General features: G+C 50.1%; 24 protein-coding genes. 15 read left to right on the forward strand and 9 right to left on the reverse strand.

From position 1 onward, the window contains the following. Window positions 1-128: 128 nt before the first annotated feature. From NA986_RS05125 to NA986_RS05155, 7 genes are all read left to right on the forward strand, one after another. Window positions 129-488 carry a YdiL family protein gene (locus NA986_RS05125; protein ID WP_077911757.1) on the forward strand — a complete coding sequence of 120 codons (360 nt, stop codon included), beginning with the start codon at window positions 129-131 and terminating at the stop codon, window positions 486-488. A gap of 140 nt (window positions 489-628) precedes the next feature. Continuing rightward, window positions 629-1,840 carry an MFS transporter gene (locus tag NA986_RS05130; RefSeq protein WP_070793853.1) on the forward strand — a complete coding sequence of 404 codons (1,212 nt, stop codon included), beginning with the start codon at window positions 629-631 and terminating at the stop codon, window positions 1,838-1,840. Window positions 1,841-2,203: 363 nt separating this feature from the next. After that, window positions 2,204-3,439: an MFS transporter gene (locus tag NA986_RS05135; protein WP_000081209.1), complete on the forward strand. Its 1,236-nt coding sequence runs from the start codon at window positions 2,204-2,206 to the stop codon at window positions 3,437-3,439. Window positions 3,440-3,505: 66 nt separating this feature from the next. Continuing rightward, window positions 3,506-4,372 (forward strand): quinate/shikimate dehydrogenase, encoded by an 867-nt coding sequence (gene ydiB / locus NA986_RS05140; RefSeq protein WP_000383488.1) that lies wholly within the window; start codon window positions 3,506-3,508, stop codon window positions 4,370-4,372. A 44-nt stretch (window positions 4,373-4,416) separates the two neighbouring features. After that, on the forward strand, window positions 4,417-5,175 hold the full coding sequence (gene aroD / locus NA986_RS05145; RefSeq protein WP_023215896.1) for a type I 3-dehydroquinate dehydratase: 759 nt from the start codon (window positions 4,417-4,419) through the stop codon (window positions 5,173-5,175). A 153-nt stretch (window positions 5,176-5,328) separates the two neighbouring features. Further along, window positions 5,329-6,924 carry an acyl CoA:acetate/3-ketoacid CoA transferase gene (locus NA986_RS05150; RefSeq protein WP_001523893.1) on the forward strand — a complete coding sequence of 532 codons (1,596 nt, stop codon included), beginning with the start codon at window positions 5,329-5,331 and terminating at the stop codon, window positions 6,922-6,924. Window positions 6,925-6,937: 13 nt separating this feature from the next. Then, the gene (locus tag NA986_RS05155; RefSeq protein ID WP_000347824.1) at window positions 6,938-8,089 is read left to right on the forward strand and encodes an acyl-CoA dehydrogenase; all 1,152 of its coding nucleotides are present in this window, start codon (window positions 6,938-6,940) and stop codon (window positions 8,087-8,089) included. Window positions 8,090-8,164: 75 nt separating this feature from the next. On the opposite strand, the gene NA986_RS05160 is transcribed toward NA986_RS05155, so the two are convergent. Then, window positions 8,165-9,055: an AraC family transcriptional regulator gene (locus NA986_RS05160; protein ID WP_000284832.1), complete on the reverse strand. Its 891-nt coding sequence runs from the start codon at window positions 9,053-9,055 to the stop codon at window positions 8,165-8,167. 462 nt (window positions 9,056-9,517) lie between these two features. Here NA986_RS05160 and NA986_RS05165 point away from each other — a divergent pair, with 462 nt between their 5' ends. The 5 genes from NA986_RS05165 (at window position 9,518) to fadK (ending at window position 14,602) form a co-directional block, all read left to right on the forward strand. After that, window positions 9,518-10,282 carry an electron transfer flavoprotein gene (locus tag NA986_RS05165; RefSeq protein WP_000692096.1) on the forward strand — a complete coding sequence of 255 codons (765 nt, stop codon included), beginning with the start codon at window positions 9,518-9,520 and terminating at the stop codon, window positions 10,280-10,282. Between the two features lie 21 nt (window positions 10,283-10,303). Then, window positions 10,304-11,239 carry an electron transfer flavoprotein subunit alpha gene (locus tag NA986_RS05170; RefSeq protein WP_023216948.1) on the forward strand — a complete coding sequence of 312 codons (936 nt, stop codon included), beginning with the start codon at window positions 10,304-10,306 and terminating at the stop codon, window positions 11,237-11,239. A gap of 56 nt (window positions 11,240-11,295) precedes the next feature. After that, a complete protein-coding gene (locus NA986_RS05175) occupies window positions 11,296-12,582 on the forward strand; it encodes an FAD-dependent oxidoreductase (RefSeq protein WP_023216949.1) in 1,287 nt (428 codons plus the stop codon). Further along, window positions 12,579-12,872 (forward strand): ferredoxin family protein, encoded by a 294-nt coding sequence (locus NA986_RS05180; RefSeq protein ID WP_000093362.1) that lies wholly within the window; start codon window positions 12,579-12,581, stop codon window positions 12,870-12,872. Before NA986_RS05175 ends, NA986_RS05180 begins: the two co-directional genes overlap by 4 nt. Before the next feature lie 89 nt (window positions 12,873-12,961). Further along, entirely contained in the window at window positions 12,962-14,602 is a 1,641-nt protein-coding gene (fadK, locus tag NA986_RS05185) for a medium-chain fatty-acid--CoA ligase (RefSeq protein WP_070793854.1), read from the forward strand. A gap of 41 nt (window positions 14,603-14,643) precedes the next feature. On the opposite strand, the gene ppsA is transcribed toward fadK, so the two are convergent. Continuing rightward, entirely contained in the window at window positions 14,644-17,022 is a 2,379-nt protein-coding gene (ppsA, locus tag NA986_RS05190) for a phosphoenolpyruvate synthase (protein ID WP_000069333.1), read from the reverse strand. Between the two features lie 336 nt (window positions 17,023-17,358). Between ppsA and ppsR the strand changes: the two genes are divergently transcribed. From ppsR to hemP, 3 genes are all read left to right on the forward strand, one after another. Next, window positions 17,359-18,192: a posphoenolpyruvate synthetase regulatory kinase/phosphorylase PpsR gene (ppsR, locus tag NA986_RS05195; RefSeq protein WP_000370992.1), complete on the forward strand. Its 834-nt coding sequence runs from the start codon at window positions 17,359-17,361 to the stop codon at window positions 18,190-18,192. A gap of 155 nt (window positions 18,193-18,347) precedes the next feature. Then, window positions 18,348-19,394, forward strand: a complete 1,047-nt coding sequence (aroH, locus tag NA986_RS05200) for a 3-deoxy-7-phosphoheptulonate synthase AroH (protein WP_001082196.1) — start codon at window positions 18,348-18,350, stop codon at window positions 19,392-19,394. Window positions 19,395-19,550: 156 nt separating this feature from the next. Next, on the forward strand, window positions 19,551-19,742 hold the full coding sequence (hemP, locus tag NA986_RS05205) for a hemin uptake protein HemP (protein WP_000089115.1): 192 nt from the start codon (window positions 19,551-19,553) through the stop codon (window positions 19,740-19,742). Window positions 19,743-19,776: 34 nt separating this feature from the next. Here the strand turns inward: hemP and selO are convergent, their stop codons facing one another. From selO to ihfA, 7 genes are all read right to left on the reverse strand, one after another. Next, entirely contained in the window at window positions 19,777-21,219 is a 1,443-nt protein-coding gene (selO, locus tag NA986_RS05210) for a protein adenylyltransferase SelO (RefSeq protein WP_023216950.1), read from the reverse strand. A gap of 61 nt (window positions 21,220-21,280) precedes the next feature. Next, entirely contained in the window at window positions 21,281-21,994 is a 714-nt protein-coding gene (gene ydiV, locus NA986_RS05215) for an anti-FlhDC factor YdiV (protein WP_000562005.1), read from the reverse strand. A gap of 313 nt (window positions 21,995-22,307) precedes the next feature. After that, window positions 22,308-22,772, reverse strand: coding sequence for a C40 family peptidase (locus NA986_RS05220; RefSeq protein WP_001213256.1), 465 nt, complete (start codon window positions 22,770-22,772; stop codon window positions 22,308-22,310). A 76-nt stretch (window positions 22,773-22,848) separates the two neighbouring features. Beyond that, window positions 22,849-23,598 carry a vitamin B12 ABC transporter ATP-binding protein BtuD gene (gene btuD / locus NA986_RS05225; protein ID WP_000080607.1) on the reverse strand — a complete coding sequence of 250 codons (750 nt, stop codon included), beginning with the start codon at window positions 23,596-23,598 and terminating at the stop codon, window positions 22,849-22,851. After that, window positions 23,598-24,149, reverse strand: a complete 552-nt coding sequence (locus NA986_RS05230; RefSeq protein ID WP_001181565.1) for a glutathione peroxidase — start codon at window positions 24,147-24,149, stop codon at window positions 23,598-23,600. The genes btuD and NA986_RS05230 overlap by 1 nt, the downstream gene beginning before the upstream one ends. A gap of 91 nt (window positions 24,150-24,240) precedes the next feature. Continuing rightward, the gene (btuC, locus tag NA986_RS05235) at window positions 24,241-25,221 is read right to left on the reverse strand and encodes a vitamin B12 ABC transporter permease BtuC (protein WP_000954984.1); all 981 of its coding nucleotides are present in this window, start codon (window positions 25,219-25,221) and stop codon (window positions 24,241-24,243) included. A gap of 202 nt (window positions 25,222-25,423) precedes the next feature. Beyond that, complete coding sequence (gene ihfA / locus NA986_RS05240) at window positions 25,424-25,723, reverse strand: integration host factor subunit alpha (protein ID WP_001229266.1); 300 nt, start codon at window positions 25,721-25,723, stop codon at window positions 25,424-25,426. Window positions 25,724-25,726: the final 3 nt, after the last annotated feature.

The following is a 25,726-nucleotide window of genomic DNA, read 5'->3' on the forward strand; positions in this document are numbered from 1 at the left end:
TTCCTTCAACACCGCGATATCTGCAACGAACAAATAATATTGCACAAAATAGTGTGATTCTGTTCAAGTCGAAACGGTGTCGGTGGTGCTATTTATAGCATCACTTTTTTCATATAAAAGCCTAAAAAATGATGAACGCGTTAGAACTACAAGCACTACGGCGTATTTTTGATATGACGATTGAAGAATGCACAATCTATATCACCCAGGATAATAATTCGACAACCTGGCAACGATGGGAAGCTGGCGACATACCCATCTCTCCAGAAATCATTGCCAGGCTGAAGGAAATGAAAGCCAGGAGACAGCGACGAATTAACGCCATTGTGGACAAAATAAATAACCGCATCGGCAATAATACAATGCGTTACTTCCCTGATTTATCTTCTTTTCAGTCCATTTATACAGAGGGTGATTTTATCGAGTGGAAAATTTATCAATCTGTTGCTGCCGAACTTTTCGCACATGATCTGGAGCGGCTGTGTTAGACGTAAACTTTATCGCCGCATCGTATTGATACCGGATAGAAAACCACACAATCACGACATTGACTTGTCACCCTATCCAATATGCTTCCTGCCTGTGTATACCACTGTAACGTTCAGGCGGCATCTCTGAGTCAGATAATATGAAAAATCGTTATTTCCCTACCGCTGTAGGGTTGTATTTTAATTACTTTGTACATGGCATGGGGGTTATTCTGATGAGCCTGAACATGTCATCGCTTGAACAGCAATGGCATACCAGTTCCGCAGGCGTATCTATTGTGATCTCTTCGCTTGGTATTGGCCGGCTAAGCGTTTTGTTAATCGCCGGTATGCTTTCCGATCGCTTTGGTCGCCGTCCTTTTATCATTCTGGGGACCGCCTGTTACCTGATTTTTTTCATTGGCATTCTTTATGCTCAGACGATTTTTGTCGCTTATGCCTGTGGCTTTTTAGCGGGTATGGCCAACAGTTTTTTAGATGCAGGTACCTATCCCAGTTTGATGGAAGCCTTCCCTCGCTCCCCCAGTACGGCAAATATTCTGATCAAAGCATTTGTCTCTGGCGGGCAATTCTTGTTGCCCATTATTATCAGTTTATTAGTCTGGGCTAATATGTGGTTTGGCTGGTCCTTCCTGCTTGCCGGGGCGATCATGCTTATTAATGCTCTGTTTTTATTACGCTGCCCTTTTCCACCCTATCCAGGTCGGATATTGAAACCCAAAATCTCGCAAGCGCCTGTCGCAGGCGTACATCATTGCTCCCTCATCGATCTTATCAGCTACACCCTTTATGGCTATATCTCGATGGCAACCTTTTACCTTATCAGCCAGTGGCTGGCGCAGTATGGACAGTTCGTCGCAGGAATGTCGTATACCCAATCCATCAAACTGTTAAGTATTTATACCTGCGGCTCGCTACTCTGCGTTTTTATAACTGCCCCGCTGGTCAGAAAAACAATTCGCTCTACCACATTATTGATGTTTTATACCTTTATCTCTTTTATTGCGCTTCTGACGGTCTGCCTGCATCCTCAGGCCTATGTTGTTATGATCTTCGCATTCGTCATTGGATTCTCTTCCGCCGGTGGCGTAGTACAAATCGGCCTGACGCTGATGGCGGCCCGTTTTCCACAGGAGAAAGGTAAAGCGACCGGCATTTATTACAGCGCCGGCAGTATCGCGACGTTCACTATTCCGTTGATCACAGCGCGGATTTCAGAAATGAGCATTGCACATATTATGTGGTTTGATACCGGTATCGCCGCAGTGGGATTTCTCCTCGCACTGTTCATCGGTTACCGAAGTCGGGCTGAATCACAACATCACGCTGAAGCAGCGTCAACTGCGCAATAAATGTTAGCGTGCCAACTGCAATATTATTGCCTTGCTATGCAAAATAAAACGTTAGCCATTATCACCGGGAAACAAAAAATGTAATTTTCGTGTTAATTATTATTCATTATCTTCACACTTATCAGAAAAATTGCGATGAGCATCACGAGTTATATGTATTAAACAACAAATTCGCAGCAATTTTTATATTTCTTGGCTAACAAATGAAATGCTATCAATGCAATAAACCTGGCATTTTAAACGCCATGTTATGTACATATAACGACAGTACCGACTTATAGTGTTACTGAACAATCGCTGCATGTAGTAAAGCAGTAATAAGCAGGACATTGAATCAAACCATCAGCAAGGAGCTGTGAACAAATGTCTCAGAACAAGGCTCGCAACATGCCATATTTGCTGGCTGTTATCTGCATTTATTTTAGTTACTTTCTCCACGGCATGAGTGTTATTACACTAGCCCAGAACATGACCTCCCTTGCACAGAAATTCTCCACGGATAGTGCCGGTATCGCCTATTTAATCTCTGGCATTGGTCTTGGCCGTCTGGTCAGTATTTTATTCTTTGGCGTACTGTCCGATAAATTTGGCCGTCGGGCAATAATACTGCTTGGCGCCGTACTATATATGCTGTTTTTCTTCGGTATTCCCGCCAGTCCTAACCTGATGATCGCTTTCATATTAGCGGTGTGTGTCGGCGTGGCGAACTCCGCGCTGGATACCGGCGGATACCCTGCATTAATGGAGTGTTTTCCCAAAGCATCGGGCTCGGCAGTTATTCTGGTTAAAGCGATGGTCTCTTTTGGGCAAATGATTTACCCCCTTATCGTCAGCGCCTTGTTAGTCAACCATATCTGGTACGGCTACGCGGTGGTAATCCCCGGTATCCTTTTCGTCCTCATCACGTTGATGCTGTTGAAAAGCCGTTTTCCCAGCCAACTTGTCGATGCCAGTATTGCGAAAGAATTACCCCAGATGAACAGTACTCCCCTCGTCTGGCTGGAAGGCGTAGCTTCCGTTTTATTTGGCGTCGCCGCGTTCTCAACCTTCTATGTGATTGTGGTCTGGATGCCTAAATATGCGATGGCCTTCGCCGGAATGGCGGAATCCGACGCGCTGAAAACCATCTCTTATTACAGTATGGGATCGTTGGTTTGCGTGTTTATTTTTGCCGCATTGCTGAAAAAAATGGTTCGCCCTATCTGGGCCAATGTTTTCAATGCCGGGCTGGCGACACTCACCGCTGCGGCAATTTACCTGTATCCCTCTCCACTGATCTGTAATGCTGGCGCCTTCGTGATTGGTTTTTCCGCTGCTGGAGGTATTTTACAATTAGGTGTATCGGTAATGTCGGAATTTTTCCCTAAGAGTAAAGCTAAAGTCACCAGTATATATATGATGATGGGGGGCGTAGCTAACTTTATTATTCCACTGATCACCGGTTATCTCTCTACTATTGGCCTGCAATATATCATTTTGTTAGATTTTGCCTTTGCACTACTGACATTTATCACCGCCATTATTGTATTTATTCGCTATTATCGCGTATTTAAGATCCCGCAAAACGATGTCCGATTTGGCGAGCGTTATTTCCAGTAAAAATGTTAACGATGCGCAACAGGCATGCGCCCTGCTCTGCACTGTCCACTTATTAAGGAGTATAAAATGGATGTTACCGCAAAATATGAATTAATTGGTCTTATGGCGTATCCTATCCGTCATAGCTTATCGCCCGAAATGCAAAACAAAGCGTTAGAAAAAGCGGGGCTACCGTATACCTATATGGCTTTCGAAGTGGATAACACGACGTTTGCCAGCGCCATTGAAGGACTGAAAGCATTAAAAATGCGCGGTACGGGCGTCTCCATGCCAAACAAACAGCTCGCGTGTGAGTATGTCGATGAATTAACGCCAGCAGCAAAACTGGTTGGCGCTATCAACACCATTGTTAACGATGACGGCTATCTACGCGGCTACAACACGGATGGTACGGGCCATATTCGGGCAATTAAAGAAAGCGGTTTCGATATTCGGGGAAAAACCATGGTGCTGCTCGGCGCGGGAGGCGCGGCTACCGCCATTGGCGCCCAGGCAGCCATTGAAGGCATTAAGGAAATTAAACTGTTTAACCGTAAAGATGACTTTTTCGAAAAAGCGGTTGCCTTTGCGAAGCGGGTGAATGAAAACACCGATTGCGTCGTTACCGTCACCGATCTTGCCGATCAGCACGCTTTTACTGAAGCGCTTGCCAGCGCAGATATTCTGACGAACGGTACCAAAGTTGGCATGAAACCATTGGAGAACGAATCCCTGATCGGCGATGTTTCCCTGCTCCGGCCTGAATTGCTGGTCACCGAATGTGTTTATAATCCGCATATGACAAAGTTATTGCAGCAGGCGCAACAAGCTGGTTGCAAAACAATTGATGGTTACGGCATGTTGTTATGGCAAGGAGCCGAACAGTTTGAACTGTGGACAGGAAAAGCATTTCCATTGGACTATGTGAAGCAGGTGATGGGATTCACAGCCTGACCGGTAAAATTATAATTGCGACGAATGACAATGAAGGGTACCAAATGAAAACCGTAACTGTAAGAGATCTCGTGGTTGGCGAAGGCGCGCCAAAGATCATTGTGTCGCTAATGGGAAAAACCATTACCGATGTGAAATCGGAAGCACTCGCCTACCGTGAAGCGGATTTCGATATTCTGGAGTGGCGCGTTGACCATTTTGCCAACGTGACGACGGCAGAAAGCGTACTTGAGGCCGCCGGTGCCATCCGGGAGATTATTACCGATAAACCCTTGCTATTTACCTTCCGCAGCGCGAAAGAAGGCGGCGAACAGGCGCTAACCACCGGACAGTATATCGCTCTGAATCGTGCAGCGGTTGACAGCGGTCTGGTCGATATGATCGATCTTGAGCTTTTTACCGGCGACGATGAGGTGAAAGCCACCGTCGACTATGCTCATCAACACAACGTTGCGGTGATCATGTCTAACCATGATTTTCATAAAACGCCCGCAGCGGAAGAGATTGTTCAGCGTCTGCGTAAAATGCAGGAACTGGGCGCTGATATTCCGAAGATCGCCGTCATGCCACAGACTAAAGCCGATGTCCTGACCTTACTTACCGCCACTGTAGAAATGCAGGAGCGCTATGCGGATCGTCCGATTATTACCATGTCGATGTCGAAAACCGGGGTAATATCTCGTCTTGCCGGCGAAGTATTCGGTTCTGCAGCAACGTTTGGCGCGGTGAAAAAAGCATCTGCGCCGGGACAAATATCGGTAGCCGATCTGCGTACCGTATTAACTATATTGCACCAGGCGTAATACTTTATCGTGTGGCGGAATATTCTCTTTCTGCCACAATAAAATAAATAGTTATCTGATATGAATATGTTCCATATTCATTGAAAGCCGCTGTCTTTATTACCTTAACACGGTTATATCGATATTGCTTTCAGGGATAATAGTGGAGTAAATATGAAAATCAATAAGCCATCACGCATTAATGGCCGCGTTCCCGTGCTCTCTGCACAAGAAGCAGTAAATTATATTCCAGATGAGGCCACTTTATGTATTCTGGGCGCAGGCGGCGGTATTCTCGAAGCGACAACATTAATTACCGCACTGGCAGATAAATATCAAGCAACCCAGTCACCACGAGATTTATCTATTATTAGCCCTACTGGATTAGGTGACCGCGCCGATCGCGGCATCAGCCCGCTGGCGCAGGAGGGATTGGTAAAATGGGCGCTATGCGGACATTGGGGGCAATCTCCCCGTATTTCTGAACTGGCTGAACAAAATAAAATCGCCGCCTATAACTACCCACAAGGCGTATTAACCCAGACGCTGCGCGCCAGCGCCGCACACCAGCCGGGTATTCTGAGCGATATCGGTATTGGTACCTTTGTCGACCCTCGCCAACAGGGCGGAAAATTAAACGACGTGACTAAAGAAGATCTCATTAAGCTGGTAGAGATCGATAATAAAGAATATCTCTATTATAAAGCGATAGCGCCTAATGTGGCTTTTATCCGCGCCACCACCTGCGACAGCGAAGGCTATGCATCATTTGAAGATGAGGTGATGTATCTTGATGCGCTGGTGATCGCCCAGGCCGTTCACAATAATGGCGGTATTGTAATGATGCAGGTGCAGAAAATGGTAAAAAAAGCCACGCTGCATCCAAAATCCGTGCGTATTCCCGGCTATCTGGTGGATATTGTGGTTGTCGACGCCGACCAGACGCAACTCTATGGCGGCGCGCCGGTGAACCGATTTATCTCCGGGGATTTTACTCTTGATGATAGTACCCAGCTTACCCTGCCCCTTAATCAGCGCAAGCTGGTAGCCCGACGCGCGCTGTTTGAAATGCGTAAAGGCGCGGTAGGCAATGTGGGCGTAGGCATTGCCGACGGTATTGGTCTGGTCGCTCGCGAGGAAGGCTGCGCCGATGACTTCGTGCTGACCGTAGAAACCGGCCCGGTGGGCGGTATTACCTCTCAGGGCGTGGCCTTCGGCGCCAATGTCAATACCCGCGCGATCCTCGATATGACCTCACAATTTGATTTTTATCACGGCGGTGGGCTCGATGTCTGCTATTTAAGTTTTGCCGAAGTGGATCAACACGGTAATGTCGGTGTACATAAATTCAACGGCAAAATTATGGGCACCGGCGGGTTTATCGATATTAGCGCAACGTCGCAAAAAATTATTTTCTGCGGAACTCTGACGGCCGGAAGTTTAAAAACTGAAATTACCGATGGCAAATTAAATATTCTGCAAGAAGGTCGCGTGAAAAAATTCGTCAGCGAACTGCCGGAAATTACGTTCAGTGGAAAAATTGCGCTTGAGCGCGGGTTAGACGTGCGTTACATCACTGAACGTGCGGTTTTCACTCTCAAACAAGATGGCCTGCATTTAATTGAAATTGCGCCTGGCGTCGATCTGCAGCGGGATATTCTTGACAAGATGGATTTTTCACCGGTTATCTCACCAGATTTAAAACTGATGGACACAAGATTATTTACCGATAGCACTATGGGATTCACGCTTCCTGACGCAACACATTAAAAGGAGTACAAATATGGATTTTTCATTAACTGAAGAACAAGAACTATTACTGGCCAGTATTCGCGAGTTAATCACCAGCAATTTTCCGGAAGAGTATTTCCGTACCTGCGATCAAACGGGCACCTATCCCAGAGAATTTATGCAGGCGCTGGCGGAAAACGGTATTTCGATGCTGGGCGTCCCGGAAGAATTCGGCGGCATTCCGGCTGACTATGTAACGCAAATGCTGGCGCTGATGGAAATCTCAAAATGCGGTGCTCCGGCCTTTTTGATTACCAACGGCCAATGCATTCACAGTATGCGCCGTTTTGGTTCCGCAGAACAACTGCGTAAAACAGCAGAAAGTACTCTGGCCACCGGCGATCCAGCATATGCGCTAGCCTTAACAGAACCTGGCGCGGGCTCTGATAATAATAGCGCCACAACAACCTGGACGCGTAAAAACGGCAAGGTTTATCTTAACGGCCAAAAAACATTTATCACCGGTGCAAAAGAATATCCTTACATGCTGGTTCTGGCGCGCGATACGGAGCCAAAAGATCCTAAAAAAGCGTTCACGCTTTGGTGGGTGGACTCAAATAAACCGGGCATAAAGATTAATCCGCTGCACAAAATTGGCTGGCACATGTTGAGTACATGCGAAGTTTATCTCGATAATGTCGAGGTGGACGAAAGCGACCGGGTCGGTGAAGAAGGCATGGGTTTCCTCAATGTCATGTACAATTTTGAGATGGAGCGTTTGATTAATGCGGCGCGCAGTACAGGTTTCGCCGAATGCGCATTTGAAGATGCCGCCCGTTACGCCAACCAGCGTATCGCCTTTGGTAAACCCATCGGCCATAACCAGATGATCCAGGAAAAGCTGGCGTTAATGGCCATCAAAATCGAAAACATGCGCAATATGGTGTTGAAAGTCGCCTGGCAGGCCGATCGGGAAGAGTCACTGCGTACCAGCGCCGCACTGGCTAAGCTGTACTGCGCACGCACAGCGATGGAAGTGATTGACGATGCGATTCAGATTATGGGTGGGCTTGGTTATACTGACGAAGCCCGTGTCTCCCGCTTCTGGCGCGATGTTCGCTGCGAACGTATCGGTGGCGGCACGGATGAAATTATGATCTATGTGGCAGGACGCCAGATTCTGAAAGACTATCAGAACAAGTAAGGATCGTACCGGAACGTCTTATTCGGCCTGACTGCTTTACGGCATCAGGCCGAATAAATCAGATATATTTCGCCGTCAGGTATTTGGCAGCAAATACGCCTGCTCAACCAGACTATTTTTAAATTGCTTACGATAATCGTTGGGAGAACATCCTACATGCCGCATAAACAATTTGGCAAAATGGTCCACATTTTCATATCCTACCCGCCATGAAATTTCTGCCAGTGGCGACTCAGTGTTTGTCAGCGCAAACTTGGCCTCGGTCATACGTCGTTGAATAACATAGTTGATAGGGGATATATGATATTCTTTGGCAAATTCATGGCATATATAACTGACGCTGGCGCGAAATTTTTTCGATAGCTGGTCAAGCGTGATTTTTTCACGATAATTATTATTGAGATAAACAAGCACATCCTTAATTAATACATCTTTTTTAATGTAGCCTTGTTCAGAACGATAGGCATTTTTAAAATTTTCATAGTAAAGTGCGGTCAGAGTGTAAGCAAATGCATCGTATACAGAGGAAGCCAATACGTTTTTCCCCTGCGGAAGTAACACGCTTAATTCATTAAAGATACTTTTAATGACCTCTTTTCCCTGAACCACGGAAACCACCGGACAGGAATGACTCTGCAATAGTTGGTTTTCTTCCCAACCTGGAAAACAAAACCCATACAGCGCACAGGTATAGGTGGTAGCCGGCGAATTGCTGTCGGATGCTACAGCGTGTAGCCGCCCCCGCTCAACGACGACAATATCGTCCGCATGCGCGACGTAGAGTGAAGAGTCAATAATTAACCTGGCTATCCCTTTTTTGACGTAAATAAGCTCTGTTTCATTATCATGCATATGATGGCCAGACTCCCAGTTTGGATCATCGCTAATGACAAAACGTGAAAATCGAGGGGTCTTGTCCTGTTCAAAAATCGTCTCCGCGGCGGAGTCAAAACAGCGCTGATACATAATAACCTCTGTCAGGTTTAAAAAGATAACCAGGATAAAATAAAGCGAGCGTCAGTGTTGTACAACCGTGGAGATTACCAGCAAAACAAGATTATTCGTTCCGAATGCAAGATATTATGTTCTTTTGCAGACAGCTCAGATTACCTGTCGATAGCGTATTATCAGACAAAAATACATAGCCGACATATCTTTGATGTTTTCTTTTAACCTCACAGAAACAACATCGCACGTTTCATGTTAAAAAATGATGATATGCTTCGCACTTATTATTCTCACTACCGTATTTATATTTTTATGACGCCCTTTTCAGATGGTTGCTAACGATTCTCTGTTCGCAGATTTTTCGTGCAAGATTGTTGGCAAGGAAAACAGATTGACCCATCGAAAACCTCTTCAGACTGCCGCAGACTATTTTTAGTCAGATTTACGTTACTTATCCGCACGCGACTCACTGGAGATGCAATGAAAATAATAACCTGCTTTAAGTTGGTGCCTGAAGAACAGGACATTACCGTGACCCCGGAGCATTCGCTCAATTTTGATCGTGCCGAGGCCAAAATCAGCCAGTTTGATTTAAATGCAATTGAGGCCGCCGCGCAGTTAGCTGGCGATGGCGACGAGATCGCCGCGCTCACCGTCGGCGGCTCTCTGTTACAAAATTCAAAAGTCCGCAAAGATGTGTTATCCCGCGGGCCAGATGCGCTTTTTATGGTTCAGGATGCGCAGCTGGAGCACGCCCTGCCCAAAGAAACCGCGCTGGCGCTAGCATCCGCGGCGGAGAAAATCGGCTTTGACCTGCTGCTCTTTGGAGAGGGCTCCGGCGATATTTATGCCCAACAGGTGGGCCTGCTGACTGGCGAACTCCTGAAACTCCCCGTCATCAACGCAGTAAGCCATATTCAACGCGACGGCGACAAAATCATCGTTGAACGCACACTGGAAGAAGACGTTGAAATTATCGAGCTCACCCTGCCCGCGGTGCTTTGCGTGACCTCAGATATTAACGTTCCACGCATCCCGTCAATGAAAGCCATTCTCGGCGCCGGGAAAAAAGCCGTTACGTCGTGGCTGGCGAGCGATATCCACTGGACCCCAACCACGCCAATGGCGGAACTGGTCGCCATCTCGGTACCGCCGCAGACAGAACGCAAGCATATCATTCTCGATAACGATTCGCCGGAAGCCATTACCGCACTGGCCGACCATTTGAAAAAATCCCTGAACTAAACCCAACGGAGAAAAATTATCATGAATCATTTAGCTAACGTATGGGTATTTAGCGATAACGTAGAGCGTTATGCTGAATTAATGACCGGCGCGCGGCAGTGGGGAGAAAAAGTTTACGCCATCGTGCAAGGAAACACGGAGATCGACTACGTGAAAGCGCTTGGCGCTGATGAGATAGTCATTCTTGAATCGCATACGGATTTGCAGCGCGTGGAAAACTATGCCGAAACACTGGCCTCGTTATTAGGCGACAAAAATGGGCTGCTGCTCATGGCGGCGACCAAGCGCTGTAAAGCGCTGGGCGCCCGGCTGAGCATCCAGCTTGACGCCGTGATGGTGAACGACGCGACGTCTATTGACCTCCTCGACGGGACGCTACACGCAGAGCATCGCATGTACGGCGGACTTGCTTTCGGCAAAGAGAAATTAAACAGTCCGCAGGCGATTATTACGCTGGCACCCGGCGTGCTGGAACCCGCCGCCCCTCTCCCCGGTCATACTTGCCCGCAGACCACGCTGGCATATATTGCCCCACGCCACGAGGTATTGTGCCAGCAGCGGCGCGTGAAATCGTTAAGCAGCGTCGATTTGAGCAAAGCCAAACGGGTCATCGGCGTAGGACGAGGTCTGGCGGCGCAAAGCGATCTGGATATGGTGCATAAACTGGCGACCGTCCTCGGCGCAGAAGTGGGCTGTTCCCGCCCCATTGCGGAAGGTGAAAACTGGATGGAACGCGAGCGTTATATTGGCGTATCCGGCGTTCTGTTGAAATCCGATCTCTATCTGACGCTGGGCATTTCCGGCCAAATTCAACATATGGTGGGTGGAAACGGCGCAAAAATTATTGTCGCAATTAACAAAGATAAAAACGCGCCCATTTTCAATTATGCCGATTATGGTCTGGTGGGCGATATCTATAAGGTTGTTCCTGCCCTCATCGACCAGTTAAGCCGCTAATTCCTTTTTCAACGCACATCTCCCGTCGTCGATACGGCGGGAAAGGAGCATAAAGCATGTCGGATGATAAATTTGACGCTATTGTGGTGGGCGCAGGCGTAGCAGGAACGGTCGCCGCGTATGTGATGGCAAAAGCGGGACTGGATGTACTGGTTATTGAACGCGGAAACAGCGCGGGCAGCAAAAATATGACCGGTGGCCGGCTCTACGCTCACAGTATCGAAAGTATTATGCCGGGATTCGCAACGTCCGCCCCCATCGAACGTGTCGTTACCCGTGAAAAAATCTCCTTTTTAACCGAAGAAAGCGCCGTCACACTTGATTTTCACCGCGCGCCCCCTACTCCGCCCCTTACGTCATATACCGTACTGCGCAACAAACTGGACCCGTGGCTAATGGCGCAGGCGGAGCAGGCTGGCGCGCAGTTTATCCCAGGTGTACGGGTCGACGCTCTGGTACGTGAAGGCAATCGCGTCACTGGCGTTCAGGCCGGGGATGATATTCTTGATGCGAATATTGTGATTCTCGCGGACGGCGTGAATTCCATGCTGGGCCGTTCACTGGACATGGTGCCTGCCTCTTCTGCGCATCACTATGCCGTCGGCGTAAAAGAGTTGATTGGGCTCTCTCCGGCACTTATTGAAGAGCGCTTTAATCTGGCGTCCCATGAAGGCGCCGCCTGGTTATTCGCTGGCGAGCCCTCCAACGGGCTCATGGGCGGCGGGTTTCTTTATACCAACCGCGATTCGGTTTCTCTGGGGCTGGTATGTGGCCTGGGCGACATTGCTCACGCGACCAAAAGCGTACCGCAAATGCTGGAAGATTTTAAACAGCATCCGGCAATACGCCCTTTGATTCAGGGGGGAACGCTGCTTGAATACTCCGCTCATATGGTGCCCGAAGGCGGCATAGCAATGATGCCGGAGCTGGCAAATGACGGCGTGATGATTGTCGGCGACGCCGCCGGTCTTTGCCTGAATCTCGGTTATACCGTCCGCGGCATGGATTTAGCCATCGCGTCCGCGCAAGCGGCCGCTCAAACCGCCATTGACGCTAAAGCGCGGCAAGATTTTTCCGCCGCGAGTCTTGCCGGTTACAAACGCGCGCTGGAGAAAAACGGCGTGTTACGCGATATGCGGCATTTCCGCAAACTCCCCGGATTAATGGAAAACCCACGGCTTTTTACCGAGTACCCGCGAATGGCGGCAAACATTGTGGGCGATCTGTTCACCGTTGATGGCGGTCCAGTCCCACCGTTGCGTAAAACTATCCTGTCACATGCGAAAAAAATTGGACTGGTGAATCTATTAAAAGACGGCATAAAAGGGGCTACGGCATTATGAGTTCGGACAATAAGGTGAATGTTGACGTCAAATTGGGCGTAAATAAATTTTACGTAGATGAAGGACACCCACATATCATTTTGCGCTCCTCGCCTGACATGCAGGAGTTTAATAAATTAATAAAAGCCTGCCCTGCCGGACTCTATAAGCTGGACGATGCGGGAAATATTCATTTTGACTCCGCGGGCTGCCTGGAGTGCGGGACCTGCAGGGTTCTCTGCGGCAATACTCTTCTCGAAAAATGGGAATACCCGGCGGGAACGTTCGGCGTTGAGTTTCGCTACGGCTGACGCTCTGAAACACCGGATAACGACGCTACGGCGTCTTATTCGGCTTGCCCCCGGAGATTACGTCATTTGTATTAATAGAGAACAAGTCAATGAGTGTTACATTAACGTTTGACGCCGCAAGGCGGAAAACCTATCGCGAGTCCGGCTACTGGGGCGATGCTTCACTGGGCGACTACTGGCGGCAAACCGCACGCGCCGTACCCGATAAAATCGCCGTGGTCGATAATCATGGCGCGTCCTGGACCTACGCCGCACTCGACTGCGCGGCAAGCCGCCTGGCAAACTGGTTACTGTCTCAGGGGATTCAACCGGGCGATCGCGTGGCCTTTCAGCTTCCGGGCTGGTGTGAGTTTACTCTCATTTATCTGGCCTGCCTGAAAACGGGCGCGGTATCTGTCCCGCTACTTCCCGCCTGGCGAGAAGCAGAGCTGGTTTGGGTGCTGAACAAATGTCAGGCTAAAATATTCTTCGCCCCCACCGTATTCAAACAGAATCGTCCGGTCGATCTTATCCTTCCGCTACAAAATCAACTGCGCCATCTGACGCATATTGTCGGCGTGGATAAACTGGCGCCTGCCACCACAGCGCTTGCGCTTAGTCAAATCATCGACCGCAGCGAACCGTTGCAGTCAGACATTAACATTCACGGTGATGAGCTGGCGGCAGTGCTGTTTACCTCCGGCACAGAAGGAATGCCGAAAGGGGTGATGTTGACCCACAATAATATTCTTGCCAGCGAACGGGCGTATTGCGCGCGGTTGAATTTAACCTGGCAAGATGTGTTCCTGATGCCTGCGCCACTGGGCCACGCCACCGGATTTTTACACGGCGTCACCGCACCCTTTTTAATCGGGGCGCGTAGCGTATTGCTGGACATCTTTACCCCAGAAGCCTGCCTTACCTTATTAGCGCAGCAACGCTGTACCTGTATGTCAGGCGCGACGCCGTTTATTTACGATCTGCTTTGTGCCGTTGAGCAACAGCCTGCCGACCTCTCCTCACTGCGATTCTTCTTATGCGGCGGCACGACTATTCCCAAAAAGGTTGCCCGCGACTGCCAGCAGCGCGGTATCAAATTATTGAGTATTTACGGTTCTACAGAAAGTTCTCCACACTCGATGGTTAATCTGGGTGATTCGACTTCACGCATGATGAACACCGATGGTTATGCCGCCACCGGTGTAGAAATTAAAATCGTGGATGAAGATCGCAATACGCTTCAAGCAGGCCACGAAGGCGAAGAAGCCTCGCGCGGGCCGAACGTTTTTATGGGATACCTGGACGAGCCGGAACTTACCGCCCGCGCACTGGATAATGAGGGCTGGTATTACAGCGGCGACCTCTGCCGCATGGATGAAGACGGTTATATCAAAATTACCGGGCGCAAAAAGGATATTATTATACGTGGAGGTGAAAATATCAGCAGTCGCGAGGTGGAGGATATTTTATTGCAACACCCCCGCATACACGATGCTTGCGTCGTTGCTATGCCTGATGAACGCTTAGGCGAACGTTCATGCGCGTATGTAGTCTTAAAACCGCCGCACCTTTCGCTGACGCTGGAAGAGGTGATCGCTTTTTTCAGTCGAAAACGGGTAGCGAAGTATAAATATCCGGAACGGATCGTCATCGTAGAAAAACTGCCCAGAACCGCCTCTGGCAAAGTGCAGAAGTTTCTGTTGCGGCAGGATATTATTGAGCGGCTGCGCCAGGAGCACACTGCGGTATAAATTGCCGGATGGCGACGTTAACGCCGCCATCCGGTATTACACTACTTCTTCAGTTCCGCCAGACTCAGCCAGGTCTGAACCACGGTGTCCGGGTTCAGCGACAGGCTGTCGATCCCCTCTTCCATCAGCCAGGCGGCAAAGTCTTCATGGTCGGACGGACCCTGACCACAAATTCCAACATATTTGCCCTGTTTTTTCGCCGCGCGGATCGCCATAGACAGCAGCGCTTTCACCGCGTCGTTACGCTCGTCAAACAGTTCAGACACCACGCCGGAATCGCGATCCAGACCCAGCGCCAGCTGCGTCATGTCGTTAGAACCAATCGAGAATCCATCAAAATACTCGAGGAACTGTTCAGCCAGCAAGGCATTGGACGGGATCTCGCACATCATGATGATCTTCAGCCCGTTCTCGCCGCGTTTAAGCCCCTGGCGCGCCAGCTCTTCGATGACCGCTTTCGCCTGGTCGACCGTCCGCACGAACGGGATCATGATTTCGACGTTGGTAAGGCCCATATCGTTGCGCACGCGTTTCACCGCTTCGCATTCCAGCGCAAAACAATCGCGGAAACTTTCTGCGACGTAACGACCCGCGCCGCGGAAGCCCAGCATCGGGTTTTCTTCATGCGGCTCATAGCGTTCGCCGCCGACCAGGTTGGCGTATTCGTTGGACTTAAAGTCAGACAGGCGAACGATAACGCGTTTCGGGTAGAAGGCGGCGCCTAACGTCGCGATCCCTTCCGTCAGTCGACCAACGTAAAATTCACGCGGCGAGTCAAACCCTTTCATCATCTCACGAATGTCGTTTTGCAGCGCGGCATCCTGGTCGTCAAACTCCAGCAGCGCGCGCGGGTGAACGCCAATCATACGGTTAATGATGAATTCCAGTCGCGCCAGACCTACGCCTTCATTCGGCAGGCAGGCAAAGTCAAATGCCCTGTCCGGGTTGCCGACGTTCATCATGACCTTCAGCGGTAGCTCTGGCATGGTATCTACGCTGGAGCTTTTTACGCTGAAATCCAGCATGTCGGCATAAACATAACCGGTATCACCTTCTGCGCAGGAGACGGTTACTTTTTCGCCATCTTTCATGCGTTCGGTGGCGTCGCCGCAGCCGACTACCGCCGGAATGCCCAATTCGCGGGCGATAATCGCCGCGTGACAGGTGCGCCCGCCACGGTTAGTGACAATCGCCGCCGCTTTTTTCATGATCGGTTCCCAGTCCGGGTCGGTCATATCGGTGACAAGCACATCGCCAGGCTCAATACGGTTCATTTCGCCGATATCGTGAATTACCTTCACCGTACCTGCGCCGATACGATGACCAATGGCGCGACCTTCGGCAATGATTTTCCCCTGCGCATGTAGCGTATAACGCTCCATCACCTGGCCACGAGAGCGCACGGTTTCCGGACGTGCCTGCACAATAAAGAGCTTACCGGTATGACCGTCTTTCGCCCACTCGATATCCATCGGACGACCATAGTGCTGCTCAATCTGCACCGCTTGTTTCGCCAGTTCCTGCACTTCTTCGTTGGTGAGCGAGAAAATGTCGCGCTGTTCCTGCGGCACATCCTCAATCTTCACTTGCTTACCGTGCTCCTGGGTGGCGGCGTAAACCATGCGGATTTTTTTCGACCCCATGGTGCGGCGTACGATGGCCGGACGGCCTGCCGCCAGGGTTGGCTTATGGACATAAAATTCATCCGGGTTAACCGCGCCCTGCACCACCATTTCACCCAGTCCCCATGCCGAGGTGATAAAGACCACCTGGTCAAAGCCGGATTCGGTATCGATAGAGAACATCACCCCTGACGAGGCGAGATCGGAGCGAACCATCCGCTGCACGCCAGCGGAAAGCGCTACGCCGCGATGATCATATCCCTGGTGAACGCGATAAGAGATGGCGCGATCGTTAAACAGAGAAGCAAATACGTGTTTCACTGCCACCAGTACCGCATCGAAGCCCTGAACGTTAAGAAACGTTTCCTGTTGACCCGCAAACGAAGCATCTGGCATGTCTTCCGCCGTGGCGGAGGAACGCACGGCAAAAGAGGCATTTTCATCATCCGACGAAAGCTGCGCATAGGCATCGCGGATGGCGTTTTCCAGCGCCGGCTGGAAAGGAGTGTCGATAATCCACTGGCGGATCTGCGCGCCCGCTTTCGCCAGCTGGGAGACATCATCAATATCTGTCTTATCCAGCAGCTCATAAATGCGCTGGTTTACGCCGCTTTGATCCAAAAACTGGTTAAACGCATCGGCAGTGGTTGCAAAACCATTCGGAACGGATACGCCCATGCCGGAAAGGTTAGTAATCATTTCACCCAGGGAGGCATTTTTGCCCCCAACTCTGTCTACATCATTCATGCCGAGTTGGTTATACCAAAGCACCAGCGGTGACGAGCCATTGTTGGACATCGAACAATCCTTTTGTGATAAATGAACGAGTTTAAGAAACACATAGTTGCGTATTTATCCTGGCATACTTAAACCCGCGAAAAAAACGGTGAATCGTTCAAGCAAATTTATTTTTTCATTTTTTCAGATTGTTTACGTAGTTGCGCAAACCCGCGCATAGCACGGCATTCCCTTAATCACCCCCGGTATAAACTGCGTTTCCAGGAAATGAAACATGCTTTTCATTAATTATAAAAAGCGCCTGTCATTTTATAAAATAAGCGACAAGTTATACGTTTCCCGTTACTTTTAATTTATGCTTTCAGATAATTATGTTTACTCTTCAGGATGAACAGAATGGATAATGTTGTTGATCGCCATGTTTTCTATATTTCTGATGGTACCGCCATCACCGCCGAGGTCCTGGGTCACGCGGTTATGTCGCAGTTTCCGGTGACGATCAGCAGCATCACGCTGCCATTCGTGGAAAACGAAAGTCGCGCCCGCGCCGTCAAAGACCAAATTGACGCCATTTATCAGCAAACCGGCGTTCGCCCGCTGGTGTTTTACTCGATTGTTTTACCTGAAATTCGCGCCATCATCTTACAGAGCGAAGGTTTCTGCCAGGATATCGTCCAGGCGCTGGTGGCGCCGCTTCAGCAGGAGATGAAACTGGATCCGACACCGATCGCTCATCGTACTCATGGGCTTAATCCGGGTAACCTGAACAAGTATGACGCCCGTATTGCCGCTATCGATTATACCCTGGCGCATGATGATGGCATTTCATTGCGCAACCTCGATCAGGCCCAGGTCATTTTACTTGGCGTTTCGCGCTGTGGAAAAACGCCCACCAGCCTCTATCTGGCGATGCAATTCGGTATTCGTGCGGCTAACTACCCTTTCATCGCCGATGATATGGATAATTTGACACTGCCCACATCGTTAAAACCGCTACAACATAAACTGTTCGGCCTGACAATTGACCCTGAACGCCTGGCGGCAATTCGCGAAGAACGCCGTGAAAACAGTCGCTATGCCTCGTTGCGTCAGTGCCGCATGGAAGTGGCGGAGGTTGAAGCGCTGTATCGTAAGAATCAGATCCCCTGCCTGAACAGCACCAATTATTCCGTTGAAGAGATAGCCACCAAGATTCTCGACATTATGGGGCTTAACCGCAGGATGTACTAGCAAACTAGTTTAATGGGTTGGTTTTTGTTATCATGCCGTTCTGCCTGCGAGGTGTGACACGCCTCGCACTTGAAATCAGCAGGGATTGGTTTATCGTGATGCCCATCACTTCCCGGTAGTCCTGCCGTTGAAGCAACAAATTTCTGAGACTTGTAATGAACAGAACCGACGAACTCCGTACTGCGCGTATCGACAGCCTGGTAACACCGACCGAACTCGCGCAGCGGTATCCTGTATCGTCCTCCGTCGCCAGTCATGTTACCGACTCCCGACGCCGGATAGAAAAGATTTTAAATGGTGAAGATCCACGGCTACTGGTCGTCATTGGCCCCTGTTCGATTCACGATCTGAATGCTGCCATGGAATACGCGACGCAGCTCCAGGCACAACGCCAAAAGCATCAGGCGCGTCTGGAAATCGTCATGCGCACCTATTTTGAAAAACCGCGCACCGTTGTGGGATGGAAAGGCCTGATTTCCGATCCCGACTTGAATGGAAGTTACCGCGTCAATTATGGGCTTGAACTGGCGCGTCGCTTGCTATTGCAGGTGAACGAACTGGGAGTACCGACCGCCACAGAATTTCTTGATATGGTCACCGGCCAGTTTATTGCCGATCTGATCAGTTGGGGAGCGATTGGCGCGCGTACCACCGAAAGCCAAATCCATCGGGAAATGGCTTCTGCGCTCTCTTGTCCGGTCGGCTTTAAAAATGGTACGGATGGCAATACTCGCATTGCCGTTGACGCTATTCGCGCCTCCCGCGCCAGCCATATGTTTCTCTCGCCGGATAAAGACGGACAGATGACCATCTACCAGACGAGTGGCAACCCGTATGGGCACATCATCATGCGCGGCGGTAAAAAACCGAACTACCACGCTGAAGATATTGCCGCCGCCTGCGACACGTTGCATGAATTTGATCTGCCGGAGCATCTGGTCGTCGACTTCAGCCACGGCAACTGTCAAAAACAGCATCGCCGCCAGTTGGAGGTATGTGATGATATTTGCCAGCAGATTCGTAATGGCTCCACGGCAATTGCCGGGATTATGGCCGAGAGTTTTTTACGGGAAGGCACGCAAAAAATTATCAGCGGTCAACCATTAATCTATGGTCAGTCTATTACCGATCCCTGCCTGAACTGGGAAGATACGGAAGTTTTGTTGGAAAAACTTGCCGCAGCGGTAGACAGCCGCTTTTAATAGCTCGCCCATCCTGCCGGGATGGGCGTTTCTTCGATGCGTTACCCACCCTTTTCTCTCCCCGCGCGTATATCACTCCACAGAATTAGCACTTGCTGTTATCGCATTAATTATTGATAATAATAATCATTGTGAGTTTGATTATTAATAAATAACATGTCGCGTATGGATAACACCGAGCTGCCTCACCCTAAGGAAATAGACAATGAAACGCTTCTCCCTGCCGCTGAACGGCGCGTCAACAGTCAGGCGCTATTAGGTCCGGACGGCAAAGTCATTATCGATCACAACGGTCAGGAGTATCTGTTGCGTAAAACTCAGGCCGGGAAGCTACTGTTAACCAAATAGCGCTGCGCCAGCAGACGATGCTGCTGGCATCAGGCTAACTTGAACAACTGACCTCCAGCCGCTTTCCCCACTCCGGCGGTCGGCTGGCATAGTCATCATCTCGATCGGTAAAAGGTTGACGTAAAACTTCATGTAACCGATGCAGTTCCGCCATGTCTCCTTGTTCAGCCGCATCTATCGCGCGTTGCGCCAGCCAGTTGCGCAACACAACCGCAGGATTCACGCGTTGCATCTGCTGCTGGCGCAGCGCGTCATCAACCGCCTCTGTGCGCAATCGCGCCCGGTAGCGGTCGAACCAGGCATCGAACGCCGCGCGATCGATAAACGTATCCCGCAACGGCGAGGAAGCGCTCTGTTGCTCCGTATGGCTTAACATCCGAAATGTACGGGTATAGTCACTCCCTTCGCGCGCCATCAGACTAAACAATTCATTCAGTAAAGCGTTATCGTCTTTTTGCTCGGTAAAGAAGCCCAGCTTCTGGCGCATTCGCTGCCCATAGTGCGTTAACAACGCGTCCTGGTAGCGATCCAGCGCTCTGTTTAACGCGTCGATCTCAATAAAAGGGGTTAACGTCTGCGCCAGACGTTGTAAATTCCACAGCGCCACCGACGGTTGATTATCGAAGCGGTAACGTCCCTGATGATCGGAATGGTTACCAATGAAGCCGGGATCGTAGTCATCGAGAAAACCAAAGGGACCATAGTCGATGGTCAGCCCCAGAATCGACATGTTATCCGTATTCATAACGCCGTGCGAAAAACCGACGGTTTGCCACTCGGCGATGAGTCTTCCGGTACGCGCCGCCACCTCTTCAAACCACAAAGCATATTTTTCCGGGACATCCTGCCATTGCGGCCAGTAATGACGAATAGCGAAATCAGCCAGTTGCTGAACTTTTTCCGGCTCACGGCGGTAGTAGAAATGTTCGAAATGACCAAAACGCATATGACTTTGCGCCAGACGCATTAACATCGCGCCCGTTTCCTGCGTCTCTCGCTGAACCGGCGTATCGCTGGCTACGATAGATAACGCGCGCGTAGTGGGAATACCCAGATAATGCATGGCTTCGCTGGCAAGACTTTCTCGTATGGTTGAACGCAGGACGGCGCGTCCATCCCCCATTCGCGAATAGGGTGTTAATCCGGCGCCTTTCAGATGCCAGTCGAGGGTCGAGCCATCCGCCAGGAGCTGTTCGCCCAGCAAAATACCGCGTCCGTCGCCGAGTTGTCCCGCCCAGATGCCGAACTGATGCCCGCTATATACCTGCGCGACAGGCGACATACCGGGTAATAAGGTTTCGCCGCCCCAAACGCCAGCGCCATTGGTAGCGTCAAATAACGAAGCGGGAATGGCTAACTGCTGCGCCAGTTTGTCGTTATACCAAATCAGTCGCGCATTTTTTAACGGTGTGGGTAAAAGCGCGGTATACATTGCTGGCAGTTCATCGCGCCAACGGGCAGTAAAAGACAGGGTCATAGGGCCTCCTGTCTTCAGTGTAGACGGTTAATTACCGGTTAAACACCGGCAAACAGAAAGGTTATCGCTGAACGAGTTTAATGAGCTGGCTTACCGGCACCGGAGGCCATAGTCCGCCCTGGAATGCGCTAAACCCCAATGGCGCTGCGCGCGCAAACATCGCCTCAGTATCAATACCGGCAATCATCAGCGACTCGCAGCTGGAGGAGATCTGGGCAACGATAGCGTGCATGAATGGTTCGAATGAGATCATTTCAGCTCGCTGCTGAATAAAATTTTTATCCAACATGACTCGTTTGAAAAGCCCATCGAAAATAGCTTTAGTCGACGCCTCGCCTGCCCCAAAATTTGCCAGCATTAATGGGAAATGCATTGCCAGATTAGCTAACGTTTCATTGTTTTTGCCCTGGTTTAACCCAGGATAATTCTCATTTATAGCTAATTCAAGAAACGGAAAGCGCGCTGCCCGGGAAAAAAGTTCGCTATCTAATAATAATAAGTCACTAATTGCAGGCGGTAAATTAAGCCATGCAATAAGTTTATGCTGAATAAAAAAGTGCTGACAGGTTTCTAACAACGCCAGTTTTTCAACAAACAGACAGTATTGTTCCTCCACCGAAAGGCGAGGCGCTACCAACTCAGTCGGCATCCGCACGGCGCCGTCTTCAGCGGCAAACGTTGCAATAATCTCTAAACCAACAAGCCGAGCGTTTTCATCCATGACGGGAAGGAAAAAGAGTTCGGAATGGTAAAGCTCATCAAGTGAAGCAATCATTACGCCAGTCCCATGGTTAGGGCGCTATTCGCCATCCAGTCACTACGGACGGAAACAGACGTAACTTCAGATACTAATTGAAGCGTCATCATTTTTCTTGTTTACCGGTGAACCGGTTCCTTTTTTTAACTTACTCTGATTATAAACCAATATTCAATCTTGTACTTTTAACAGGGCGTGAACACGCCCGTTTTTAATAAAAGTACGTTTGTAAATGCTACGGTTATATCATTATATATGATGACAACAGATGTCATAAGTTCAACCGGCGATATGTTAAAAATAGACTATAAAATTTATATCGTCTGCGAGGTTAAATTCGCCGTGCCTGCCAGAAGTTTTTTCGCCAGTACACATTATCCAGCGATGAACGCATCACGCCACGACTGGTAGAGGCATGAATAAACTCATTATTTGTATCGTAAATACCAACATGTAAACCACTTTCGCCCGAACCGGTTTTAAAGAAAACCAAATCTCCGGGCAGCAATTCATCTTTATCGATTCTGGTGCCGATTTTTGATTGTTCACGCGTATCACGAGGCAACTGCAAATCAAACTTGTCGCGCATAGTGACTACCACAAAGCCGGAACAGTCCACGCCTCTGCGACTCATGCCGCCGTAACGGTATGGCGTACCGCGCCAGGACTGCAACTGATCGTTCAGACCCGCAATGACGGTAATGGAGTCTGATAATCTGGCATTTGGCGCCGGTGCCCGATGAGTACTGCATCCTGCCAGGAACAATGCTGTGATAACAAGAAGCCAAAAACGCATGCCGCAACAATCCTCTGTTTTTATTTTGGTATTAATTTAGCGTCGAAATTACCTGCTTTTCAAGAAACGATTTTACTTAAGTGGCCGAAATGAGCATTGGATGCCCCTCGACGTCGAGTCGTCGAAAGCGCAGACCGTAGGCTTGCGCCAGATAAGAGGGGGTGAGCACCTCTTCCCGGCGGCCGCAGGCAATGAGTTTACCGCGCTTTAGTAACCAGGCTTTATGCGCATGGCGCAGCGTGTGGTTCAGATCGTGGCTACTCATCACAATCGCAATTCCTGCCTGACATAAATGATGTAATACCCGATCCAGAGCGTTTTGTTGCGCAACATCGAGACTGTTCATCGGCTCATCAAGCAGCAATAATTGACCGACCGGATTAGCGTCGGGATGAATTTGTAGTACAACGGCAGCAAGGCGAACACGCTGCCACTCGCCACCGGAAAGCTGATTCACGCTTCGCCCCAGTTTGTCGCCCAATCCAAGCATATCGGCCACCTCGTTAAGCTGCCCGGTTCGCGTTTTATCAGGTTGATGCAATGTCAGGTAATGCCAGACCGGCATGGCGAACGGCGGATTTTGCTGTTGCGCAAGATAAGCGCGGTGTTGGGCAAGCGTTGCCGTCGCCCATGCCTCCAGCGGCGCTCCGCCAAACCTGATGCTCCCCTCGCCGGAGGTTAACCCCGCCATACGCGCCAGTAGCGTGCTTTTCCCGGCACCGTTCGGCCCGACAAGATGAAGGATCTCTCCTGCGCTTACTTCGCCGGAAAGCGGCCCCAGGCGGGTGCTCTCGGCGACATCCTTTAATTGCATCAATTGAGACATTATTTTGCCAACGCGATTTTTATGCTTTCCATCACAATAGGATCTTCAGGCGTCATATCCGGCGAAAAACGCTGTACCACCTGACCATCCCGGCCTACCAAAAATTTTTCAAAATTCCACAGAATATCATCCGGATAGAGTGGCGTACGCCCTTTGCTTACCATCCGTTCGTAAAAGCCGCTCTTCTCCGGCGCGACTGCCGTTGGCGCAGCGGCTATCAGTTTTTGATACAGCGGATGGCGCGCGTCGCCATTCACATCAATTTTACTGAACATCGGGAACGTGACGCCCCAGGTGCTGGCACAATAGGTTTTAATCTCCTCTTCGCTGCCTGGCTCCTGCCCCATAAACTGGTTGCAGGGAAAACCCAACACGACAAACCCCTGATCTGCCCACGCCTTCTGGATATTTTCCAACTGTTCATATTGCGGCGTCAGGCCACATCTGGAGGCGACGTTTACAATGAGCAGCACTTTTCCGGCGTATTTTTCAAGTGTAGTGACCTCTCCATCAATCGTCGTAACGTGAGTATTAAGAAGCGAGTTTTGCATGGTGTCTCCCTGATGTCGGTAGAATAGCGGGTTTCATCGTTAGCCTTTAATCATAGACTGCGAATGATGAAAGCAGTTGTTTACCGATGCGCTAACGCGCGGATTTGAGTAGCAGCCAGATAAACACTGGCGCCCCCAATGTGGCGGTGACCACCCCGATAGGCAGTTCAGCCGACGCCAGCGCCAGTCGGGCGACCACATCAGCCAATAGCAGGGCGATAGCCCCGGCCAGCGCGCAGCCGGGAAGTAAAACCCGGTGATCGGTTAAACCACATAAGCGCAGGATGTGCGGAATAACCAGACCGATAAAACCAATCGCCCCCGCCATCGCCACGCTGACGCCCACCATCCAGCCGGTGGCGACGACCAACAAATTGCGCCAGAACCACAGCGGCAGGCCAAGCTGCCGCGCCGAGGTTTCCCCTAGTGCCAGCATATTCAGCGGTTGCGACTGGCAACATATCCAGATCAGTACCGGGATGAGCGCAATCATTAGCCAGCTCTGCTGCCAGTCAACGCCGCCAAATCCTCCCATCATCCAGTACATTAATTGCCGCAGATCGAAAGAGGTGGAAAAATAGATAGCCCACGTCATCAGCGCGCTACAGATAATGCCTAGCGCGACGCCCGCCAACAACAAGCGGCTGGTAGAAAGATGGCGACGCGCAAAACGCAGCAGGATTAACGTAATAATGAGCGCGCCGGCTATAGCGCACAGTCCCAGCGCCCATCCTGGCAGTTGCCCCTGCCCCAGTAAGACGGCGGCAATAAGCCCAACACCGGCCCCATTCGAAACGCCGAGCAGACCCGGTTCAGCAAGTGGGTTTTCAAACAGCGCCTGCATCACAGCGCCAGATAGCGCCAGAGCAGCGCCAACCAGCAATACCGCAAGCGTGCGGGGAAGGCGAATTTGCCAGACAAACAGTTCCCCCCGGGCGCTTAACCAGTCACCGGGGGCAATCCACTGTTCGCCTGCGCATAAGCTCAGAAGTGTAGCCAGTAGCACCAGCAGTGACAGGCTCAGAAGCCAGCGAACGTTTCGTCGCTGTTGTTGGCGGGCAAAAGTCAGCATGTTATCCATTCAGCTGAAAAGAGGTAGCGTGATTTTACGGTGGGTATCCTCTACTTGAAAGAAAAAAGGCCGCAATGCGGCCTTTTTAGTTATACGGGTCATCTTTCAGGCTGACAGATACGCTGTCATCCCGCTGATCTACTTTCGGGATGGCAGCGTATCTGCCGCAATACACCCTGATGGATGTTATGCCTGGATCTGATTACTCTTCTTTGGGCGAAGCGTTTTCGACCCGGCTCTTTAACTTCTGCCCGGGTCTGAAGGTCACCACGCGCCGTGCTGTAATAGGAATATCTTCACCCGTTTTCGGGTTACGCCCCGGACGTTGATTTTTATCACGCAGATCGAAGTTACCAAAACCAGAGAGTTTCACCTGCTCACCGTTTTCCAGAGCACGACGGATCTCTTCGAAAAACAGTTCAACCAGTTCTTTGGCATCCCGCTTGCTAAGCCCAAGCTTATCAAACAGATATTCTGACATTTCAGCTTTTGTAAGCGCCATAGG

The sequence above is a fragment of the Salmonella sp. NW177 genome (assembly GCF_051811585.1).
Lineage (GTDB): Bacteria > Pseudomonadota > Gammaproteobacteria > Enterobacterales > Enterobacteriaceae > Salmonella > Salmonella enterica.

Coding starts and splice junctions, on each gene's coding strand:
- NA986_RS05125 (WP_077911757.1), top strand. CDS start 129: ATGATGAACGCGTTAGAACTACAAGCACTACGGCGTATTTTTGATATG.
- NA986_RS05130 (WP_070793853.1), top strand. CDS start 629: ATGAAAAATCGTTATTTCCCTACCGCTGTAGGGTTGTATTTTAATTAC.
- NA986_RS05135 (WP_000081209.1), top strand. CDS start 2,204: ATGTCTCAGAACAAGGCTCGCAACATGCCATATTTGCTGGCTGTTATC.
- ydiB (WP_000383488.1), top strand. CDS start 3,506: ATGGATGTTACCGCAAAATATGAATTAATTGGTCTTATGGCGTATCCT.
- aroD (WP_023215896.1), top strand. CDS start 4,417: ATGAAAACCGTAACTGTAAGAGATCTCGTGGTTGGCGAAGGCGCGCCA.
- NA986_RS05150 (WP_001523893.1), top strand. CDS start 5,329: ATGAAAATCAATAAGCCATCACGCATTAATGGCCGCGTTCCCGTGCTC.
- NA986_RS05155 (WP_000347824.1), top strand. CDS start 6,938: ATGGATTTTTCATTAACTGAAGAACAAGAACTATTACTGGCCAGTATT.
- NA986_RS05160 (WP_000284832.1), bottom strand. CDS start 9,055: ATGTATCAGCGCTGTTTTGACTCCGCCGCGGAGACGATTTTTGAACAG.
- NA986_RS05165 (WP_000692096.1), top strand. CDS start 9,518: ATGAAAATAATAACCTGCTTTAAGTTGGTGCCTGAAGAACAGGACATT.
- NA986_RS05170 (WP_023216948.1), top strand. CDS start 10,304: ATGAATCATTTAGCTAACGTATGGGTATTTAGCGATAACGTAGAGCGT.
- NA986_RS05175 (WP_023216949.1), top strand. CDS start 11,296: ATGTCGGATGATAAATTTGACGCTATTGTGGTGGGCGCAGGCGTAGCA.
- NA986_RS05180 (WP_000093362.1), top strand. CDS start 12,579: ATGAGTTCGGACAATAAGGTGAATGTTGACGTCAAATTGGGCGTAAAT.
- fadK (WP_070793854.1), top strand. CDS start 12,962: ATGAGTGTTACATTAACGTTTGACGCCGCAAGGCGGAAAACCTATCGC.
- ppsA (WP_000069333.1), bottom strand. CDS start 17,022: ATGTCCAACAATGGCTCGTCACCGCTGGTGCTTTGGTATAACCAACTC.
- ppsR (WP_000370992.1), top strand. CDS start 17,359: ATGGATAATGTTGTTGATCGCCATGTTTTCTATATTTCTGATGGTACC.
- aroH (WP_001082196.1), top strand. CDS start 18,348: ATGAACAGAACCGACGAACTCCGTACTGCGCGTATCGACAGCCTGGTA.
- hemP (WP_000089115.1), top strand. CDS start 19,551: ATGTCGCGTATGGATAACACCGAGCTGCCTCACCCTAAGGAAATAGAC.
- selO (WP_023216950.1), bottom strand. CDS start 21,219: ATGACCCTGTCTTTTACTGCCCGTTGGCGCGATGAACTGCCAGCAATG.
- ydiV (WP_000562005.1), bottom strand. CDS start 21,994: ATGATTGCTTCACTTGATGAGCTTTACCATTCCGAACTCTTTTTCCTT.
- NA986_RS05220 (WP_001213256.1), bottom strand. CDS start 22,772: ATGCGTTTTTGGCTTCTTGTTATCACAGCATTGTTCCTGGCAGGATGC.
- btuD (WP_000080607.1), bottom strand. CDS start 23,598: ATGTCTCAATTGATGCAATTAAAGGATGTCGCCGAGAGCACCCGCCTG.
- NA986_RS05230 (WP_001181565.1), bottom strand. CDS start 24,149: ATGCAAAACTCGCTTCTTAATACTCACGTTACGACGATTGATGGAGAG.
- btuC (WP_000954984.1), bottom strand. CDS start 25,221: ATGCTGACTTTTGCCCGCCAACAACAGCGACGAAACGTTCGCTGGCTT.
- ihfA (WP_001229266.1), bottom strand. CDS start 25,723: ATGGCGCTTACAAAAGCTGAAATGTCAGAATATCTGTTTGATAAGCTT.